The sequence below is a fragment of the Azospirillum lipoferum genome (assembly GCF_024170005.1).
In the GTDB taxonomy this organism is placed as follows: Bacteria; Pseudomonadota; Alphaproteobacteria; order Azospirillales; family Azospirillaceae; genus Azospirillum; species Azospirillum lipoferum.
In genome coordinates this window covers 192,291-212,826 of record NZ_JALJXJ010000009.1, presented here as the reverse complement: position 1 = coordinate 212,826, position 20,536 = coordinate 192,291, and the positions used below count along the sequence as shown (strand labels likewise).

14 protein-coding genes are annotated in these 20,536 nt (G+C 67.3%); 9 read left to right on the top strand and 5 right to left on the bottom strand.

The features are described 5' to 3' along the window. Positions 1–97 precede the first annotated feature (97 nt). The 3 genes from hutI to hutU are packed head-to-tail and all read left to right on the top strand — an operon-like array spanning position 98 to position 3,819. Positions 98–1,345, top strand: a complete 1,248-nt coding sequence (gene hutI, locus J2848_RS20870; RefSeq protein WP_149233150.1) for an imidazolonepropionase — start codon at positions 98–100, stop codon at positions 1,343–1,345. Next, positions 1,342–2,085, top strand: coding sequence for a histidine utilization transcriptional repressor HutC (gene hutC / locus J2848_RS20865; protein WP_149233149.1), 744 nt, complete (start codon positions 1,342–1,344; stop codon positions 2,083–2,085). The genes hutI and hutC overlap by 4 nt, the downstream gene beginning before the upstream one ends. 51 nt (positions 2,086–2,136) lie before the next feature. Further along, entirely contained in the window at positions 2,137–3,819 is a 1,683-nt protein-coding gene (gene hutU, locus J2848_RS20860; protein ID WP_149233148.1) for a urocanate hydratase, read from the top strand. 59 nt (positions 3,820–3,878) lie between these two features. Here hutU and J2848_RS20855 read toward each other — a convergent pair whose 3' ends face one another. Further along, positions 3,879–5,207: a GH1 family beta-glucosidase gene (locus tag J2848_RS20855; RefSeq protein WP_149233147.1), complete on the bottom strand. Its 1,329-nt coding sequence runs from the start codon at positions 5,205–5,207 to the stop codon at positions 3,879–3,881. 201 nt (positions 5,208–5,408) lie between these two features. Between J2848_RS20855 and J2848_RS20850 the strand changes: the two genes are divergently transcribed. Continuing rightward, complete coding sequence (locus J2848_RS20850; RefSeq protein WP_246194039.1) at positions 5,409–6,434, top strand: hypothetical protein; 1,026 nt, start codon at positions 5,409–5,411, stop codon at positions 6,432–6,434. A gap of 22 nt (positions 6,435–6,456) precedes the next feature. Here the strand turns inward: J2848_RS20850 and J2848_RS20845 are convergent, their stop codons facing one another. After that, positions 6,457–7,545: a lytic transglycosylase domain-containing protein gene (locus J2848_RS20845; protein ID WP_149233145.1), complete on the bottom strand. Its 1,089-nt coding sequence runs from the start codon at positions 7,543–7,545 to the stop codon at positions 6,457–6,459. Between the two features lie 217 nt (positions 7,546–7,762). Beyond that, entirely contained in the window at positions 7,763–8,167 is a 405-nt protein-coding gene (locus tag J2848_RS20840) for a hypothetical protein (protein WP_246194038.1), read from the bottom strand. A 527-nt stretch (positions 8,168–8,694) separates the two neighbouring features. Between J2848_RS20840 and J2848_RS20835 the strand changes: the two genes are divergently transcribed. After that, a complete protein-coding gene (locus J2848_RS20835) occupies positions 8,695–10,662 on the top strand; it encodes a methyl-accepting chemotaxis protein (protein ID WP_149233143.1) in 1,968 nt (655 codons plus the stop codon). Positions 10,663–10,845: 183 nt separating this feature from the next. On the opposite strand, the gene J2848_RS20830 is transcribed toward J2848_RS20835, so the two are convergent. Next, positions 10,846–12,297, bottom strand: coding sequence for a catalase (locus J2848_RS20830; RefSeq protein ID WP_149233142.1), 1,452 nt, complete (start codon positions 12,295–12,297; stop codon positions 10,846–10,848). A 121-nt stretch (positions 12,298–12,418) separates the two neighbouring features. Between J2848_RS20830 and J2848_RS20825 the strand changes: the two genes are divergently transcribed. The 3 genes from J2848_RS20825 (at position 12,419) to J2848_RS20815 (ending at position 16,990) form a co-directional block, all read left to right on the top strand. Then, positions 12,419–13,378 carry a LysR substrate-binding domain-containing protein gene (locus J2848_RS20825; protein WP_149233141.1) on the top strand — a complete coding sequence of 320 codons (960 nt, stop codon included), beginning with the start codon at positions 12,419–12,421 and terminating at the stop codon, positions 13,376–13,378. Positions 13,379–13,486: 108 nt separating this feature from the next. Then, the gene (gene glgX / locus J2848_RS20820; protein WP_149233140.1) at positions 13,487–15,820 is read left to right on the top strand and encodes a glycogen debranching protein GlgX; all 2,334 of its coding nucleotides are present in this window, start codon (positions 13,487–13,489) and stop codon (positions 15,818–15,820) included. 75 nt (positions 15,821–15,895) lie between these two features. After that, the gene (locus J2848_RS20815) at positions 15,896–16,990 is read left to right on the top strand and encodes a zinc-binding metallopeptidase family protein (protein WP_149233139.1); all 1,095 of its coding nucleotides are present in this window, start codon (positions 15,896–15,898) and stop codon (positions 16,988–16,990) included. Here the strand turns inward: J2848_RS20815 and J2848_RS20810 are convergent. Then, on the bottom strand, positions 16,987–18,678 hold the full coding sequence (locus J2848_RS20810) for a sensor domain-containing diguanylate cyclase (RefSeq protein WP_149233138.1): 1,692 nt from the start codon (positions 18,676–18,678) through the stop codon (positions 16,987–16,989). The genes J2848_RS20815 and J2848_RS20810 overlap by 4 nt on opposite strands. Positions 18,679–19,132: 454 nt before the next feature. Between J2848_RS20810 and J2848_RS20805 the strand changes: the two genes are divergently transcribed. Beyond that, positions 19,133–20,251, top strand: a complete 1,119-nt coding sequence (locus J2848_RS20805) for a TRAP transporter substrate-binding protein (RefSeq protein ID WP_149233137.1) — start codon at positions 19,133–19,135, stop codon at positions 20,249–20,251. The last annotated feature ends 285 nt before the right edge of the window (positions 20,252–20,536 follow it).

Here is a 20,536-nt window from a genome sequence, read left to right as displayed (position 1 = left end):
GGGTTGCTGCACGAACTTTCCCTCTCCCGCCTCGGGAGAGGGAGGGGACCCGCCGGAGGCGGGGAGGGTGAGGGAACTTAGGGAAGGAGCCGAACCGATGCCGACCAGTGCGCCGTGGGATTCCCTGTGGATCGACCTGTCCGTTGCGACGATGAACGACGGGGAAGGCTATGGCGCCATCGCCGACGCGGCGGTGGGCATCAAGGATGGCCGCATCGCCTTCGTCGGCCGTCGCGCCGACCTGACCGATGCGCCGGACGCGCTGGCGACCGAGGTCCATTCGGGGCAGGGCGGCTGGATGACTCCCGGCCTGATCGATTGCCACACCCACCTCGTCTATGGCGGCAACCGCGCCCGCGAGTTCGAGATGCGGCTGAACGGCGCCACCTATGAGGAGATCGCGCGGGCCGGCGGCGGCATCCTGTCCACCGTCACCGCCACCCGCGCCGCGTCGGAGGACCAGCTTCTGGCCGCCACCCTGCCGCGGCTGGACAGCCTGCTGGCCGAAGGCGTGACGACGGTCGAGGTGAAGTCCGGCTACGGCCTCGACACCGAAACAGAGACGCGGATGCTGTGCGTCGCCCGCCGGCTGGCCCAGGTCCGCCCGGTGGAAGTGCGGACGACCTATCTCGGCGCCCACGCCCTGCCGCCGGAGTTCAAGGGCGATGCGGACGGCTACATCGATCGTGTCTGCGCCGAGACGCTGTCGGCCATCGCCGAAGCCGGGCTGGCCGATGCGGTGGACGCTTTCTGCGAGGGGATCGGCTTCTCCGTCGCCCAGACCCGCCGGGTGTTCGAGACGGCGAAGCGGCTCGGCCTGCCGGTGAAGCTGCATGCCGAGCAGCTGAGCAACCTCGGCGGCGCCCGGCTGGTGGCCGAGTTCGGCGGGCTGTCGGCCGACCATATCGAGCATCTGGACGAGGACGGCGTCGTCGCCATGGCCAAGGCAGGCACGGTCGCGGTGCTGCTGCCCGGCGCCTTCTATGCCCTGCGCGAGACCAAGCTGCCGCCGATCGATCTGCTGCGCCGCCATGGCGTGCCGATGGCGCTGTCCACCGACAACAATCCCGGCACCTCGCCGGTGACCTCGCTGCTGCTGATGCTGTCGATGGGCTGCACCTTCTTCCGTCTGACCCCGGCGGAGGCGCTGACCGGCGTCACCCGCCATGCGGCCAAGGCTCTCGGGCTGGACGACCGCGGCGTGATCGCGCCGGGCATGCGCGCCGATCTGGCGGTCTGGCGCATCGAGCATCCGGCGGAACTGGCCTATGCCATCGGCCTCAACCCCTGCATGGCGGTGGTCAATGGCGGGGTGGTCCGGAGCCCCCGTGTGGAGGCCACATGAGCGACACCATCTCCACCGCCCAGCCGCGCTACGCCCAGATCAAGGAGGCGATCCGCCGCCGGATCAGCTCCGGCGACTGGCCCGAAGGCTTCCAGATCCCGTCGGAGCACAAGCTGCTGGAGGAATTCTCGGTCAGTCGCATGACGGTCCACCGCGCGCTGCGCGACCTGACCGACGAGGGGCTGCTGACCCGCGTGCAGGGGCTGGGCACCTTCGTCGCCGAACGGCCGCCCAGCACCGACGTGGTGGAGCTGCGCAGCATCGCCGACGAGATCGCCGAGCGCGGCAACGTCCACGCCTGCCGGGTGGAGCAATTGCTCGCGGTTGCCGCCGATGCCGGGCTGGCCCGCCGCTTCAACCTGCCGGTCGGGGCCAGGCTGTTCCATTCCGTCGTCGTCCACAGCGAAAGCGACGTGCCGGTCCAGCTGGAGGAACGCTGGGTCAACCCGGCGGTGGCACCCGACTATCTCGACCAGGACTTCACCCGCCAGACGCCGGGCGAGTACCTGATCCGGCTGGAGTCCTCGCCGCAGGTCGAGCATGTCATCGAGGCGGTGGCGCCGACGGCGGAGATCGCCCGGCTGCTCGACATTCCCGTCACCGAACCCTGCCTGCGCGTGACCCGCCGCACCTGGGTCGGTGTAAATGGGGTGCAGGGGCGGGTGGTGACGGTGGCGATGCTGGTTCATCCCGGCAGCCGCTACCGGCTCGGCGCACGCTTCCAGCTGCCGCCCCATTAGCAAAAACAGATCCTCGAACAGCACATCCCTCCCACCAGGAGCCATCACCAGATGTCATCCCGCCTCGACAACCAGCGCGTCATCCGTGCCCCGCACGGCCCCGAACTGAGCTGCAAGAGCTGGCTCGCCGAGGCGCCGATGCGCATGCTGATGAACAACCTCGACCCCGACGTTGCCGAACGGCCGCAGGAGCTGGTCGTCTATGGCGGCATCGGCCGCGCCGCCCGCGACTGGGAAAGCTTCGACCGCATCGTCTCGACGCTGAAGACTCTCAACGACGACGAGACCCTGCTGGTCCAGTCGGGCAAGCCAGTCGGCGTCTTCCGCACCCATGCCGACGCGCCGCGCGTGCTGATCGCCAACTCCAACCTCGTGCCGCGCTGGGCGACCTGGGAGCATTTCAACGAGCTGGACCGCAAGGGTCTGGCGATGTACGGCCAGATGACCGCCGGCAGCTGGATCTACATCGGCAGCCAGGGCATCGTGCAGGGCACCTACGAGACCTTCGTCGAGGCCGGGCGCCAGCATTACAACGGCGACCTGAAGGGCAAGTGGATCCTGACCGGCGGCCTGGGTGGCATGGGCGGGGCGCAGCCGCTGGCCGCCACCATGGCCGGCGCCTGCATGCTGGCGGTCGAATGCCGCCCCAGCAGCATCGAGATGCGCATCCGCACCGGCTATCTCGACCGCCACACCGCCGACCTCGACGAGGCGCTGGCCTGGATCAACGAGGCCTGCGCGAGGGGCGAGGCGATCTCCGTCGGCCTGCTCGGCAACGCCGCCGACGTCTTCCCCGAACTGGCGCGCCGCGCCGAGACCGACATCAAGGCCCGGCCGCACATCGTCACCGACCAGACCTCCGCCCATGATCCGGTGAACGGCTACCTGCCGCAGGGCTGGACGCTGGAGGAGTGGGAGAGCGCCCGCGAAAGCCAGCCGGCCGCGGTGGCCGCCGCCGCGCGCAAGTCGATGCGGGTGCAGGTGGAAGCGATGCTGGCCTTCCACGGCATGGGCATCCCGACCGTCGATTACGGCAACAACATCCGGCAGATGGCGAAGGAAGAGGGGCTGGAGAACGCCTTCGACTTCCCCGGCTTCGTCCCCGCCTATATCCGCCCGCTGTTCTGCCGCGGCATCGGTCCCTTCCGCTGGGCAGCATTGTCCGGCGATCCGGAGGACATCCGCAAGACCGACGCCAAGGTGAAGGAGCTGATCCCCGACGATCCGCACCTGCACAACTGGCTGGACATGGCGGCCAAGCGCATCCAGTTCCAGGGCCTGCCGGCGCGCATCTGCTGGGTGGGGCTCGGGCAGCGCCACCGCCTCGGCCTCGCCTTCAACGAGATGGTGAAGTCGGGCGAGCTGAAGGCGCCCATCGTCATCGGTCGCGACCATCTCGACAGCGGCTCCGTCGCCAGCCCGAACCGCGAGACGGAGGCGATGAAGGACGGCACCGATGCCGTGTCGGACTGGCCGCTGCTGAACGCGCTGCTGAACACCGCCAGCGGGGCGACCTGGGTCAGCCTGCACCATGGCGGCGGCGTCGGCATGGGCTTCTCGCAGCACTCGGGCATGGTCATCGTCTGCGACGGCAGCGACGCGGCGGCCAGGCGGCTGGAGCGCGTGCTGTGGAACGATCCGGCCACCGGCGTGATGCGCCATGCGGACGCCGGCTATGACATCGCCATCGAGTGCGCCAAGGAGCAGGGGCTGAACCTGCCGTTTTTGAAGTAACTGGCGCCTCGGGGGATTCTCCCTCCCCCCGGGGAGAGGGGATCCGTCGCTGATTAGACTCACACCCCCCGGATCAGCTGCGAATACCAGCGCGCGGACTCCTTCGGGATCCGCGCCTGGGTTTCGAAATCGACCCGGACGATTCCGAACCGCGTGCCGTAGCCGCCGCCCCATTCGAAATTGTCCAGCAGCGACCAGACGAAATAGCCGCGCACATCGGCCCCCAGCCCCTTTGCCTCCGACATCGCCGCGATGTAGGCCTGGAGATAGGCCAGCCGTTCCGCATCCACCACGCGGCCCTCGGCGTCCGGCGTCTCCGCCGCCTTGGTGCCGTAGCCGTTCTCCGTCACATAGATCGGCAGGCGGTAGCGCCGGGTCAGATCCAGCAGCGTGTCGCGGAAACAGCCGGGATCATAGGGCCAGTCGATGGCCGTCCGCTTCATCCCCGGCGGGGGAGAGCCGAAGCCGAAGCCCCAGATCAGGCTGTCGTCCCTGCGGCCATAGACCGGGGCGTAATGGTTCAGCCCGAACCAGTCCACCGGCCGGGCGATGCGCGCCATGTCGCCGGGCTGCACGTAGGGCTCGATCGCCTCGGCGATGCGGCGCGGGTAATGGGCCAGCAGCTGCGCGTCGGGGAAGGCGCGGTTCCAATGCTCGTCGAACAGGGCCGCCGCCTCGACATCCTCCGGCCGGTCGGTCTCCGGCCGCATCGGCTGGACGCTGTGCACCGCACCGATCGACGCCCGCGGCACCAGTGCCCGCAGCGCATCCACTCCGGCGCCATGGGCGAGGTTGACGTGGTGGATCACCTTCAGGTGGGTGGCGCGGTCGGCGATGCTGGGCGCCCCCCAGCCGAAGGCCCAACCGAACAGCGTGAAGACCGAGAACTCGTTGAAGGTGGCCCAGCGCTTCACCCGGTCGCCATAGCGCCGGGCGCAGAGGGCTGCGTAATCCCCGAACCAGCCGATGCTGTCGCGGGTGGCCCAGCCGCCCATGTCCTGCAAGGCCTGCGGCAGGTCCCAGTGATAGAGGCAGAGCCAGGGCTCGATCCCCTTCTCCAGCAGCCGGTCGATCAGCCGGTCGTAGAAATCCAGCCCCGCTTCGTTCGGAGCCCCGCGTCCGCGCGGCAGCACCCTGGGCCAGGAGACGGAGAAGCGGTAGGCCCGCAACCCCAGCTCCGCCATCAGGTCGACGTCCTGCGGCATCCGGTGATAGTGGTCGCAGGCGACATCGCCGCTGTCGCCATTGTCGACCCGGCCCTTCAGCTTGCAGAAGCTGTCCCAGATGCTGGGCGCCCGCCCGTCGGCCGCGGCCCCGCCCTCGATCTGGTAGGCGGAGGTGGAGGCGCCCCACAGGAAGTCTTTTGGAAAAACCGGACGTTCGGCCATGGCGGGTCACCCGAAGGAAGGATGCTGCGAATCCTACCCCTTTCCCGTCCGGGTGGAAGGGGCCAATCGCCGCTGCCGGGGCTGTGCGGGGCACCGCTTCCCGCCGGGTAATCCGTCACCATATCGCGGTCGACAGGACGGCGCGGCGCTCCTATGGTCACGCCGACCGGACGAGCGATACCAGAAAGGAACGGGCGCATCATGGCGAAGAAGGACGGAGTCAACGGCAAGGGCGGCCAGTTCAGCGGGACGCCGGCCGACCGGCTGGTCCGCCTGTGGCGCAACAACGACGAGCGCTTCGGCGCCCTGCTGGACGAGGTTCTGGATACCAACCGCCAGGGCGTGATCGAAGCCGCGGTCGGCAAGCTGCGCGAGGAGGAGAGCTACGACTTCATGGACGAGGTCGAGGCCTTCTCCGAAACGGCGCAGAGCACCGACGAGCATGGCGACCCGACCCTGTCCACCCTGTTCTGGCTGGCCCTGGAGGTGGATGGCCGGCTGGACCAGCCGCCGTCGGTCGACGCCATCGAACGTGCGCTCGATTCCGCCGGGCTGCTGGAAAAGGCAACCGACATGCGGCTGCTGCCGCTGTGGCTGGATCCGGAACCGCTGTCCTACCTGGAGGCCGCCGACCGCCGCACCCTGCTGCGCCGCCTGATCGACTCGACCGAGGCGGCTGAATCCTTCGCGCGCGAACAGGATCTGGTCGCGGCTGCCGATGACATCGGCCTTCGCCTCGTCAGCGTCGTCGGTCTGGTGATCGAGGAGGATGCCGAGCAGGAGGGCGAGGCGATGCCCGACCCGCTCAACCTCGGCTTTGCCGGCGAGGGCCAGGAGATGGAGATCGACCCGATCGAGCAGGAGCGCATCCGCCAGTCGATGGCCGCCTTCGCCGAGGCGGTCTCCGCCGCCGACCCACGGGTCAAGCGCTGCGAGCCGGTCGGCGGGCTGAACGACCTGCTGGACTTCACCGCCGAAGGCGTATGGCCGGACGATGTCGACGCCAACTTCGACGAGGTCAACGACTTCCTCGACATCGCCGGCAACGAGACCGGCGACGGCATCCTCGACGTGACGGTCAGCGAGGGGTCGGAAGGCTTGCAGCTCCGCGCTTACAACTCCGACGGGGTGCTGCTGGACGAGCGGAGCTTCGACCTGACCGGCGACCGCGCCCAGGAGGCGCTGGCCCTGATCAAGCGCCGCTGCCGCCGCGTCACCGAAGGCTGATCGCCCTGTGTCCGGGGGCCGCTCAGGCCCCCGGCGCCACCACGAAGCAGGCCATGCCCTGGTTGACCAGCCCGTTGCAGGCGCTGGCGGCGTCCTGCTGCGACAGGCCGGACAGCCGGGCACGGTACAGCGGCCCGGTCTGGGTATCCACCGCCTGCACGATCCGTTGCGAGCGCGACAGCACCGGCATGGAGTTGCGGGCGCGGTCGATCACGCGCTGGCTGTCGTCGGGCGAGCGGAAGGCGCCGAGCTGCACCGTCCACACCCCGCCGCCGGCGGTCGCGGCACCAGCCATCGTCGCCACCGGCCGCGGTGCCGGGGCATCGGGGGTCGAGGTGTCGGGCGCCACCACGCGGACTGCCGGTGCCGGGGCCGGTGCCGGTGCCGGGGAGGGGAGGGCCGCCACCGCGATCGGCGGCCGGCTGGCAACCGGCCGGCTGCTGCTGGCCGGTGGCGCGTAGGACGGAGCCGGATTGGACGGCGCCGAATAGGATGAGGATGGCCGGGCATAGGGCGAACCATAGTCCGGCGGCGAATCGGACGAGGTGGATGGCGGCGCGCTGACCAGCACGATGTCGGCACCGTTGGGCGCCGGGGTGCGGTTCAGCCGCGGCCCGACCGACGCGATGTAGCGCCTGGTCTCGCCCGGCAGGCTGCGCTTGCCGGCCAGATAGTCGCCGTAGCAGCCCGGCCCGCAATTGTAGGCGCCGAGGAATCCCGGCGCGCCGAACAGATTGTACATCTCGCGCAGGTAGGCGGTGCCGGCAATGATGTTATCATGCGGATCGAAGGGGTCGGAGCCCAGATTGTGCTTGCGCCGCATCTCGTCATAGGTCGCAGGCATCACCTGCATCAGGCCCATGGCGCCGGCCTTGCTGACGATGGGCTGGCCGTTGACGGTGGTGCGCCCGCCGCTCTCCTGGCGGATGACCTCGCGGATCCACAGCTCCGGCATGTCGAACCGCTTGGAGGCCTCCGCGACATGGGCGTCGATTTCCGCCGGAGAGGCAACGCGATGCGAACCGCCACCGCTGGCGCAGGCGCTCAGCAGGGCGGTCAAGGCGGCGCAGGTCAGCAACGGCTTCAGGCGACGCACGGAACCCCCGGTCATCGTTCAGGTCAATCTTTTGGGTAAGCCCGATTTGGAGGTACCGACCTTTGCACATTCCCGGCCCGCCGTAAACCGTCCCAGCTGTGACCTTCGACGCGGCCGGAGAACGCGGAGGGGGAGGGCGGGGGTGAGTCCTTCGGGCGGACAAGCGGACTGACGGGCATCTGCCGTCGGATGCCGTCTATGGCGGGAGTCCCATTGCGGGGGCTTTCGGCCATCAGCTTTCCCGGTCGTCGTCGGGATCGCGCCGGGTCGCCAGTTCGCGCAGCAGCCGCTCCTTGGCGGTCTTGCGGCTCGGCCGCCCGCCGCCGCGCCCGAACAAGCCATTCTTCAGCCCGCCCAGCAGCCCGCCGGACTTCGGTTCCTCCTCCGGTTCCCCGGTCAACTGGGCGCGCTCCGCCTCGCGCCGGGCCAGCATGGCGGCGCGGTCGACCAGCGGGTTGCGCAGCCGGCGCGGCAGCGCCTTGAAGGCGAGGTTCGCGCGCTCCAGGTCGACCGCATCCTCGGTGGAGCGGGCGATGCGCAGCGCCACCCGCAGCAGGTCGAGCCGCCACGCATCCTCCGGCGCATGCGGCAGCGTTTCCGCCGCCGCCAGCAGTGTATCCAGCCCCTTGCCGGTCAAGGCGCTGGTGGATCGTTCCCCACTGGATGGATCTCCAGCGGGTCTGTCGGTGTCGCGGTCCCGTCCCATTCCGTCATCGAAGCTGTCGCGCTGAAGGCGGACTTTAGGACGCCGGGCGCCGCTTTGTCTGCCCCCAAGCGGGGACCACGCCATTTGGGTGTCTGGAGCGTCCACCATCCACGAAGCCAATTGCAGCGCGACGGAACGCTATCGCACTGTTCATTAGGGGTACAAGAAGTAAGGTCTCTCGTCGGACGAAGCCAGAGCAGTAAGCATGGTTGGCGGCGCCTTTCCCAGGGCATATGATGAATATCTGTGCAAAGGCTGTGCTGTTCACTCTATGTTTGGTCAGTATATTTCCGGCATGAAAACGGATTCTTTCCGTGGGGTCATACCCCCTCAAATACAGTTAGTGCTTTCTTCATAATTCTCTCCCGTAATTAATATCTTAGTATGCAGAGACGGTATGGCCGGGCGAACGCCAAGGCAGCATTACCCGATCCTGCGCTCCATTCGGGAGGGCGAGCATGTTCCGCGGAATGAAGATCGGTGCCCGTCTGGCGCTTGCCCTGGCAGGAAGCGTCGTGCTCGCGGTCGGCGCGACCACGCTCAGCAATCTGTGGCTCAGCCGCCTGCTCGTCGAACATGCGGCCGACAATCAACTGAGAACGCTCCAGGAATTCCTGGACGCGAATGTCTCGAGCGAGGCCCGGCGAGCCCTGACGCTCGCCCAGGGGCTGGCGGGGAACGGCGAAATCCAGGCGGCGTTCGCCGCGCAGGACCGCAACCGGCTGGCCGGCATGTTGGTGACGGGGTTCAAGGACCTCAAGGAACAGCATGGCGTCACCCAGATGCAGTTCCATACATCGGCCTCGGTCTCGTTCCTGCGGGTGCATCGGCCGGAGAAATTCGGGGATGACCTGTCCTCGTTCCGCTTCACCGTCGTCGAGGTGAACAAGACCCACAAGCCGGTCTTCGGGCTGGAGAACGGTGTCGAGGGTCTTGGCATCCGCGGCGTCGTGCCGATGGTGAGCCAGGGTACCCAGATCGGCTCCTTCGAAATCGGGCTGTCGTTCGGCAAACCGTTCTTCGAGGCGTTCCATAAGGAGACCGGTGCCGACGTCGCGTTCCACATCGTCAAGGACGGCGGCTTCGAAACCTTCGCCTCGACCTTCCGCGAGGCGCCCGCCATCGGCCAGGATCGGATGAAGGACGCCCTGGCTCGGGAATCGGAGGTGCAGACATACCAGGCCGGTGGCGCCAGCTTCGCCATGCGGCTCGCTCCGGTCCGGGACTATCGCGGCACCGCGATCGGCTTCTACACCATCGCGATGGACCGGAGCGCGTTCGACGCTCAAATCGCGGAAGCGCGGACTTCGGCGATCCTGATTGGACTGGCGGTGCTCGCGGTGGCGCTCGGCGTCGCCTGGCTGGTGAACCGGGGAATCGCCCGTCCCATCCAGGCGATGACCGACTCCATGGGCAACCTCGCCAGGGGAAATACCGACATCCGCGTTTCCGGGATCGGGCGCCGTGACGAGATCGGGGCCATGGCGGATGCGCTGGAGGTGTTCCGCCGCGGCATGATCGAAACCGAGGCGCTGCGGGCCGAGCAGGAGATTCTGAAGCAGCGGGCGCAGGAGGAGCGGCGGTCGGCGATGCTCGGCCTCGCCGACCGATTCGAGGAGAGGATCGGCCGTCTGGTAGGAGCCCTTTCGTCTGCGGCGACGGAAATGGAGGCTTCGGCAGGCTCCATGTCGACCACGGCGGAGCAGACCAACCGGCAATCCGCGGCGGTGGCGGCGGCCTCCGAGCAGACGTCCGCCAATGTCCAGACGGTGGCGGCGGCGACCGAGGAGCTTGCCGCGTCCATCACCGAGATCGGCAGCCAGGCCTCGCAGTCGCAGGGGGTCGCAGGCAAGGCGGTGACCGATGCGAGGCAGACCGACGAGGCGGTGCGCAAACTGGCCGACAGCGCGAAACGGATCGGGCAGGTTGTGGATCTGATCCAGGATATCGCCAGCCAGACCAATCTGCTCGCGTTGAACGCCACGATCGAGGCCGCGCGCGCCGGCGAGGCCGGGAAGGGATTTGCCGTCGTGGCCTCCGAAGTCAAGGCGCTCGCCACCCAGACCGCGCGGGCGACGGAAGAGATCAGGCAGCAGATCGCCCAGATGCAGCAGGATTCGGATGGTGCCGTCGATGCCATCAAGGGGATCGGCGGTGTGATCGGCGAGATCAGCGAAATCGCCGCGGCGATCGCGGCGGCGGTCGAAGAACAGGGGACGGCCACGCAGGAAATCTCGCGCAACGTCCAGCAGGCGGCCGTCGGTACCCAGGAGGTTTCCTCGCATATCGTCAGTGTCCGCGAGGCTGCCAACGAGACGGGAGGAGCGGCCAACCAAGTTCTGGGCGCGGCCCGCGAACTGTCGCATCAGGCGGAAATCCTGGCGGGTGAGGTCAAGGGGTTCCTCGACGGCGTCCGCGCGGCATAGCAGGCCCCTATGAAAAAAGCCCTCTCCCCGCCATGGGGAAGAGGGCTGCAAGTCAGTCGGGGAAAATGCACGGCAGGATGCCGGCAATCATGCCGCCGCCCAGGGGATTGGCGGGCGCGGCATCTCAAGGCCGACCCCTCCGCGATGCCGCGGAAGGGCCGGAACGTTCACGTCACACTCAGGTTATTCGGCCGCCTGCGCCACGGTCAGGCCCAGGCGCTTGGCCACGCCCTCGCCATAGGCCGGGTCGGCGGCCAGGAAATGCTTCAACTGGCGCTGCTGGATGAACAGCGGAGCCTTGCCCAGGCTGCCGGCGATGTTGTCCATCAGCCGGTCCTGGGCCTCCGCACCGATCAGGCGGAACAGCGCGCCGGCCTGGGCGTAGTCGTCGTTGCCCTCGCGGTGGTCATAGTGGGCGGCGTCGCCGCTGATGCGCAGCGGCGGCTCGCTGGCGACACCGGTCTGGGTCGGACCGCCGAAGCTGTTCGGCTCGTAGTTCGGCCGGCCGCCGCCGTTGCCGTCGGTGCGCATGGCGCCGTCGCGCTGGTAATTGTGGACCGGGCAGCCCTGCGGCTTGTTCACCGGGATCTGCGCATAGTTGCCGCCCAGCCGGTAGCGGTGGGCGTCGGCATAGGCGAACAGCCGGCCCTGCAGCATCTTGTCCGGGCTGAAGGAGATGCCGGGCACCACGCTGGCCGGGCTGAAGGCGGCCTGCTCGGTCTCGGCGAAGAAATTCTCCGGATTGCGGTTCAGCACCAGCTCGCCGATCTCGATCAGCGGATAGTCCGCATGCGGCCACACCTTGGTCAGGTCGAACGGGTTGATGCGGTAGGCGTCGGCCTCGGCCTCCGGCATGATCTGCACCGAGACGGTCCAGGCCGGGAAGTCGCCGTCCTCGATCGAGGCGTACAGGTCGCGGGTGGCGTGGTCGGGATCGATGCCGCCCATCGTCACCGCCTGTTCGGCGGTGAAGTTCTGGATGCCCTGGCGGGTCTTGAAGTGGTACTTGACCCAGAAGCGCTCGTTCGCCGCGTTGATCCACGAGAAGGTGTGGCTGCTGAAGCCGTCCATGTGGCGGTAGCTGCGCGGCGTGCCGCGGTCGCTGAACAGGATGGTCAGCTGGTGCATCGTCTCCGGCGACAGCGAGAAGAAGTCCCACATGGCGGTGGGGTCCTTCAGGTTGGTGGCCGGGTTGCGCTTCTGGGTGTGGATGAAGTCCGGGAACTTCAGCGGATCGCGCAGGAAGAAGACCGGCGTGTTGTTGCCGACCAGATCGTAGTTGCCCTCTTCCGTATAGAACTTCAGCGCGAAGCCGCGCGGGTCGCGCTCGGCATCGGCGGAGCCCTTCTCGCCGCCGACGGTGGAGAAGCGCAGGAAGACGCCCGTCTCCTTGCCCACGGTCGACAGGAAGGCGGCCTTCGTCCATTGCGTCACGTCGCGGGTGACGCGGAAGCTGCCGTAGGCGCCGGCGCCCTTGGCATGGACCACGCGTTCCGGAATGCGTTCGCGGTTGAAGTGGGCCAGCTTCTCGATCAGGTGGAAGTCCTGGAGCAGCAGCGGACCGCGCGGCCCGGCGCTCAGCGAATTCTGGTTGTCGGGAACGGGCTGGCCGAAGCTGGTGGTCAGGGTGCTCATCCGGGTCATCCTCTCGAAGGCGGTGTTGCCTGAAGCGGCATCATTGTCTCGCCTCTGGTTATCCGGCGTCTTGAACGATATATCCAAGACATAGAAGGAAATGTACCAATAGGCACCGTCTATGAATCTCTCCGCCCTGTCCCTGCGCGACCTGGAATATGTCGTCGCCGTCGCCGAGCTGCGCCATTTCGGCCGCGCCGCCGAACGCTGTGCCGTCAGCCAGCCCTCGCTCAGCGCCCAGATCCGCAAGCTGGAGGAAGCGCTCGGTCTCTCCCTGTTCGAACGCACCAGCCGCAAGGTTCTGCTGACCCCGCGCGGCGAGGCCATCGTCGCCCAGGCCCGTGTGGTGCTGGAGGAGGCGCGGCGCCTGCTGGTCCTGGCCGACGGGTCGGACGGGGCGCTGACCGGCCGGCTGCGGCTGGCGGCGATCCACACGCTGGGCCCCTACCTGTTCCCGCACATCCTGCCGGCTTTGCGCAACGGCTGGCCCGACCTGACCCTGATCCTGTCGGAAGGCCGCACCGAAACTCTGCTGGAGGAGCTGCGCGACGGCCGGCTCGACGCCGTGCTGCTGGCCCTGCCGGTGGAGAGCGACGGGCTGGTGGCGGAGCCGCTGTTCTTCGAGCCCTTCCTGCTCGCCCATCCCGCCGGGCACCGCCTGTGCGCCATGCCCACCCTGTCGCTGAACGACCTCGACCCGGCGGAGCTTCTGCTGCTGGAGGAGGGGCACTGCCTGCGCGATCAGGCGCTGGCCGCCTGCGGCCTCAGCGCGCGCGGCGGCGGCGTCCATGCCACCGGGCTGGAGACCCTGCGCCACATGGTGGCGGCCGGGGCGGGCTGCACACTGATGCCGTTGCTGGCGGCGACGGGGGAGGACGGCCGCCTGGCCACCGTCGGCGGGCTGGTCGACTACCGCCCCTTCGACAGCACATCCGATGCCTCCCGCCCGCCCGGCCGCATTGTCGGTCTGGTCCGGCGGGTCAGCGATCCGCGCGACCGCGGCCTGCGCGATCTGGCGGCCTTGCTGCGCCGCACCCTGCCGCCGGGCACGGAATCCGTCCTAGCCCAAAGAGATGAGTGACGGAGGAAGGAACAAGCGCCCATCGGCCGGGTTGAAGGCTCGGCTCGTGCGCCTCACTGTCCAGAGGAACGGGTATGACTTTCGATCCAGGCGGAGAAACGGGCGATCATGGCAAATATCCTGAGGCAGGCAACGCGGCTCGGTGAAGGTTTGCCCTTTCCGCTGGGTGCGACATGGGATGGACTCGGCGTCAACTTCGCCTTGTTTTCCGCCAACGCGACCAGGGTCGAACTGTGTCTGTTCGACGAAAATGGCGAGGAGGAGCTTGAGCGCATCGAGCTTCCCGAATTCACCAACGAGATCTGGCACGGCTATCTTCCCGATGCCCGCCCCGGCCTGCTCTATGGCTATCGCGTGCATGGCCCCTACGAACCGGAGAACGGCCACCGCTTCAACCCCAACAAGCTTCTGCTCGACCCCTATGCCAAGGAACTGGTCGGCGAGATCCGCTGGAACCCGGCCCATTTCGGCTATGTGATGGAGTCGGGCGACGACCTGACCTATGACGAGCGCGACAGCGCGCCCTTCATGCCGAAATGCAAGGTGATCGACCCCGCCTTCACCTGGGGCCGCGACCACAAGCCGGGCACTGCCTGGGACCGCACCATCTTCTACGAAACCCATGTGAAGGGCTTCACCAGGCTGCATCCGGCGGTGCCCGACAGCCTGCGCGGAACCTATGGCGGCATGGCGGTGAAGGAGGTGATCGACTACATCAGCTCGCTCGGCGTCACCGCGGTGGAGCTTCTGCCGGTCCATGCCTTCGTCCAGGACCAGCATCTGGTCGACAAGAAGCTCGCCAATTACTGGGGCTACAACTCCATCGGCTTCTTCGCGCCGGAACCGCGCTATGCCGCCTCGGGCAACGCCATCAAGGAATTCAAGGAGATGGTCGCCCATCTCCACAATGCCGGGTTGGAGGTGATCCTCGACGTCGTCTACAACCACACCGCCGAGGGCAACGAGCGCGGGCCGACCCTGTCCTTCAAGGGCATCGACAACGCCTCCTACTATCGCCTGATCCCCGACCAGAAGCGCTATTACATCAACGAGACGGGGACCGGGAACACCGTCAATCTCAGCCACCCGCGCGTCTTGCAAATGGTCACCGATTCGCTTCGTTACTGGGCGACGGAGATGCATGTCGACGGCTTCCGCTTCGATCTCGCCACCATCCTCGGCCGTGAGCCCTACGGCTTCGACGAGGGCGGCGGCTTCCTCGACAGCTGTTTGCAGGATCCGATCCTCAACAGCGTCAAGCTGATCGCCGAGCCGTGGGACTGCGGCCCCGGCGGCTATCAGGTCGGCAACTTCCCGCCGGGCTGGGCGGAGTGGAACGACAAGTTCCGCGACACCGTGCGCGCCTTCTGGAAGGGCGACGAGGGCAAGCTGCCGGAGGTGGCGCCGCGCCTCTGCGGCTCGGGCGACGTCTTCAACAAGCGCGGGCGCAAGCCCTGGGCCAGTGTCAACTTCATCACCGCCCATGACGGCTACACGCTGAACGACCTCGTCTCCTACAACGACAAGCACAACGAGGCGAACGGCGAGGGCAACAACGACGGCCACTCCCACAATCTGTCCTGGAACCATGGGGTGGAGGGGCCGACCGACGATCCGGAGATCAAGGCCCTGCGCGAACGGCAGAAGCGCAACCTGCTGGCGACGCTGCTGCTGTCCCAGGGCTCGCCGATGCTGCTGGCCGGCGACGAGTTCGGCAACACCCAGCATGGCAACAACAACGCCTATTGCCAGGACAACGAGACGGCCTGGCTGAACTGGGACGACATCGACGAGGACGGGCAGTCGCTGATCGAGTTCGTCCGCCGCGTCATCGCGGTGCGCCAGTCCTTCCCCATGCTGCGCCGCGGCCGCTTCCTGTCGGGCGAATACAACGCCGAGTTCGACGTGAAGGACGTCACCTGGCTGACCCCCGCCGGCGACGAGATGGAGGAGAGCCACTGGCACGACGGCAACGCCCGCTGCCTCGGCATGCTGCTGGACGGCCGCGCCCAGGCCAGCGGCATCAAGCGCCCGGCGATGGACGGCACGCTGCTGCTGGTCATCAACTCGCACCACGACGTGGTGGAGTTCACCCTGCCGGAGGTGACCGGCGGCAGCGTCTGGCGCTGTCTGGTCGACACCAACCTGCCCGACCCGGACGAGGTGCCGCGCGTCAACACCGGCGAGGGCTATATGGTGACCGGCCGTTCGCTGCTTCTGCTGGCGCTGGAGCCGGAAGGCAAGACCTCCTTCGCGCTGCGCCGCGCCGCCCGCGCGTTGCGCAACGTCGCCGAAAGCCCGACGCTGTCCTTCGGCGAGGAAAGCGGCGAGGAGGAGAAGCCGGCGGAGGTGAAGGAGCCGGTGAAAGAACCGGTAAAGGCGGAAGCGGCTGTGGAGCCTGTGCCGGTGAAGACCGAAGCTCCCGCGAAGAAGCCCACCTGAGTCCTACCTGAACCAACGCTCAATCCCCCTCTCCCCCCGGGGAGAGGGGATCCCTCGACTCCCGGAATCCCCGCCATGAAACTCTACGAATGCCAGAACTGCCACCAGCCGCTCTATTTCGAGAACACGCTGTGCGAGCGCTGCGGCTACCGGCTGGGATATCTGCCGGATGCGGGGATCCTGTCGGCCGTCGACCCCACCGACCATGACGGAGTGTGGACCGCACTCGCCACCGGCGAACCGCTCTACAAATTCTGCGCGAATGCGGACTTGAATGCCTGCAATTGGATGCTGCCGGCCGACTCCGCCGACACCCACTGCGCCGCCTGCCGGCACAACCACATCATCCCCGACCTGTCCGACACCGACAACCTGACGCGCTGGCGCAAGCTGGAACTGGCCAAGCACCACCTGTTCTACACGCTGACCAACCTGAAGCTGCCCTTGCAGACCCGGATCGAGAATCCGGAGGAGGGGCTGGCCTTCGACTTCCTCTCCGACACGGTTGCCCCCGACGGCACGGTGACGCCGGTGCTGACCGGCCATGCCAACGGCCTGATCACCATCAACGTCGCCGAGGCCGACGACGCCGAGCGCGAGAAGCGCCGCACCGAGATGGGCGAGCCTTATCGCACGCTGCTCGGCCATTTCCGCCACGAGATCGGCCATTACATCTGGGACCGGCTGGTGCGCGATGACCCGGCGCTGCTGGAACGCTTCCGCGCCCTGTTCGGCGACGAGCGGCAGGATTACGGCGAGGCGCTGAAGCGCCACTACGCCAACGGCGCCCCGGCCGACTGGCAGGCCAACTTCGTCAGCAGCTACGCCACCGCCCACCCGTGGGAGGATTTCGCCGAGACCTGGGCGCATTACCTGCACATCGTCGACACGCTGGAAACCGCCCGCGCCTTCGGCCTGCGCATCCGCCCGCGCATCAGCGAGGGGGCGGAGCTGGAATCGGAAATCGACTTCAACCCCCACAGGGCCCGGCGGATCGAGGATCTGATCGACCCCTGGCTGCCGCTGACCTACGCGGTGAACAGCCTGAACCGCAGCATGGGCCAGCCCGACCTCTACCCCTTCATCCTGTCGGCATCCGTGATTGAAAAGCTGGGCTTCATGAACGCGATGGTACGGGGGCTGGAGGGGCGCCAGACCGCCTCTGCTTAGCTCTCCACCCCCATCACCCTCCGCACCCAGCGCACTGCGCGGTTGCGCCCGTCGCGCTTGGCCTTGTAGAGCGCGGCGTCGGCATGGCGCATCACCGTCGGCATGTCGCTGTCGTCCTCCGGCCAGGAGGCGATGCCGATGGAGCAACCGACCCGGACCATCTCGCCGTTGAAGGACACCGGCTCGTTGACGGCGGCGATGATGCGGGCGGCCAGTTCCTCCGTGTTGGGGGCCGGGCGGCCGGCGCGGCGGGGAAGCACCGCGGCGAACTCGTCGCCGCCCAGCCGGGCCACCACGTCGTCGTCGCGGAAGATGCTGGCGAGACGGCCGCCGATCTGGCGCAGCACGACATCGCCGGCATCATGGCCCAGCCGGTCGTTCACCGGCTTGAACCCGTCCAGGTCAATGTACATCACCGTCGCCGACCCGCCGCCGGTGCCGGTCGACGCCTCGACATACTGCTCGAAATAGCGCCGGTTGGGCAGGGCGGTCAGCCGGTCCTCATAGGCGATGTCCTCCAGCCGCATCAGGGCGGCGTCCTTGTTGGTCAGGCTGTCGACCATCTCCCGCAGCGACACCGACAGCCGGCGGATCTCCGCCGCACCGCCGACATCGGGGATCGCCACCCCGCGCTCACCCTTGCCGATGCCTTCGGCGGCGTCGGCGATGGCGCCCAGCGGACGGGCGATGCGGCCGGCGGCGAGCCAGCCGATCCCGCTGAACAGCAGGGCCAGCACCGCGCCGGACCCGATGATCATTGCCCGCAGGCGGTTGGTCTCGGCATAGAGGATGTCGGCCGGCTGGCGGGCGACGACGGTCCAGCCCAGCCCGGCGTAATCGTGCAGCCCCTTGCCATGGGCGACGCCGGTCACATAGGTGACGCCGTCGGGCCAGACCTCGCTGCTCCAGCCGTCGCGCAGCCTGGCGGTCAGCGTCGGCACCGGCAGCGGCTTGCCGACCGCCGAATCGGGGCCGATCAGCACGGTGCCGTCGGCCGACAGGATGTAGAGCGTCAGCCCCTTGCGGTCGGCCAGCGGCTCGATCAGCTGGCGGATCGAGGCATGGGCCCATTCCCAGCTGTAGTGGGCGGCCAGCACGCCCACCGCGGTGCCGTCCGCCTTCTGCAAGGGGGCGGACACATCGACGAATTTCGGCGTCTCGCCCACCAGATAGGGCACCTTGCCGCGCAGGGCGACCGCCTCGTGCACGTCGCCGACGAACAGGCCCTTCATGCCTTCCTGATGGACCGGCCGGGTGGAGATGTCGGCCCCCAGCAGCAGCCCGTTGGAGGCGGCCATCACCCGTCCGTTCACGTCGGTCATGCCGATCCAGGCGAAGGTCGGGTCGCGGCGCTTCAACTCGTCGATCGTCGATTGCGCCACCGCCGGGTCCTTCAGCGCGTCGATTCGCGACAGTGCGGCGATCTGGTTGGCGCGTGCCCACATGGTCGAATCGAGCTGCCGGGCCAGTGATTGCGCCAACCCGGTCATTGAATTGCCGATTTCCGTCGCCAGTGCGTCCGCTGCACCGCTTCCGACCACCAGCCCCTTCACCAGCGTCGACCCGAGCACCAGGACGGCGACGGTGACCGCCACGGTCGCGCGCAGGCCGATGGCCCGTCCCGTCCTGCGGAATGACACGCTGCGCTCTTCGGCGGTCCTGCCGCTCGGCTGTCCAACGGCCGTCATCGTGGCATGATCCTTTCGGGTGGCCTCGCCCGGTCCGAGGTGGGGACGATCAGTCAATACACTGTATCATCCCTGACCTTTATAAAGGGTCAAGCGGAACCGCAGCTTTTGTCTGCAACCTTGAAGGGATTTTGTCGCGACGTCCGGCATGCTCCGGACGTGTGTCCATCGAAAAAGTTCGCGAAGCTGACTTTCAGCATATTGCGAAAAAAGGAAAAGGCCGCTAGCTATACAGCCGCGGCCCGAGTTTAGGGAGGAAACGCCTGAAAGGCGATCGAAACAACAAATAATGCTGCGTCGCCGAAAATCCAGCCCGTTGCGGCTGGATTTTTCGTTTCAGCCGCAAGAATCTTCCCACAATCCGTGTTGCTCCTGTGGAAGGGGGATTCCCCGAACGGTTGGTTGCGCTATCATGTCAGCCCAACGAACCATAAGATCGGGAAGAGTCCTCATCATGAAACGGCGTGCGTTCCTCACCAGCGCCGGTGCCGGCCTTGCCGCCGCCGGGACCGCCGGGACTGTTGCGGCTACCGTTGCGGCTCCGGCCATCGCCCAGTCCTCCCAGCCTGAAATCAAGTGGCGCATGGCGTCGAGCTATCCCAAGAGCCTCGACACCATCTATGGCGCGGCCGAATTCATCGCCAAGCGGGTGTCCGACGCCACCGACGGCCGGTTCCAGATCCGCACCTTTGCGGCGGGCGAGATCGTCCCGGCGCTGCAGGTGCTGGACGCGGTGCAGAACGGCACGGTCGAGTGCGGCCAATCGGCGGCCTATTTCTATGTCGGCAAGGATCCGACCTTCTGCTTCGACACCGCCATGCCCTTCGGCCTGAACACCCGCCAGCACATCGCCTGGATGATGCATGGCGGCGGGCTGGAGCTGATGCGGGAGGTGTTCAAGGACTACAACATCCACCACATCCCGGCCGGCAACACCGGTGCCCAGATGGGCGGCTGGTTCCGTAAGGAGATCAAGAGCCTGGAGGATCTGAAGGGCCTGAAGATGCGCATCGGCGGTCTGGTCGGCCAGATCCTGACGCCCTTCGGCCTCGTGCCCCAGCAGCTCGGCGGTGGCGACATCTATCCGGCGCTGGAGCGCGGAACCATCGACGCGGCGGAGTTCGTCGGCCCCTATGACGACGAGAAGCTCGGCTTCCACAAGGTCGCCAAATACTACTACTACCCCGGCTGGTGGGAGGGTTCGGCCCAGATTCCGCTGATGTTCAACATGCAGGCCTGGGAATCCCTGCCGAAATCCTATCAGACCATCCTGGAACAGGCCTGCTGGGAGGCCAACAGCTGGATGATCGCCAAGTACGACACGCTGAACGCCGCGGCGCTGAAGCGGCTGGTCGGCGGCGGCGCCGTGCTGCGCCCCTTCCCGCGCGACATGATGCAGGCCTGCGAGAAGGCGGCGTTCGAATTTTACGACAAGCTGGCCGCCGGCAATCCGCGCTTCAAGAAGGTCTATGACGGCTGGAAGCCCTTCCTGGAGCAGGAGCGGCTGTGGTTCCGCGTCGCCGAGAACGGCTTCGACAGCTTCGTCTACAGCCAGGCGACGCAGCAGAAATAAGTCCGGAGCGCCGGGCCGGACGGGAGGGTGGATCACCTGCGGCGATTCGCCTCTCCCTTCGCGGCAAACGCTGATTTTCACGCCGCCGTATGTCCGTTATCTCGATCATCGGCCTTCTCAATCGCACGCGAATGGAGCACACTGCCGGTCTAAGCGTGGGCATCGCCTTCGCAATTGCACAAAAAATGGGCAAAGCGTTGAATTGATCACGACATAGTCATTCCTCTTGTCTATTTTCTTAAACGCGTGTTACCGTCAGGGCCAGAAAGACGGACCGGACCGGGG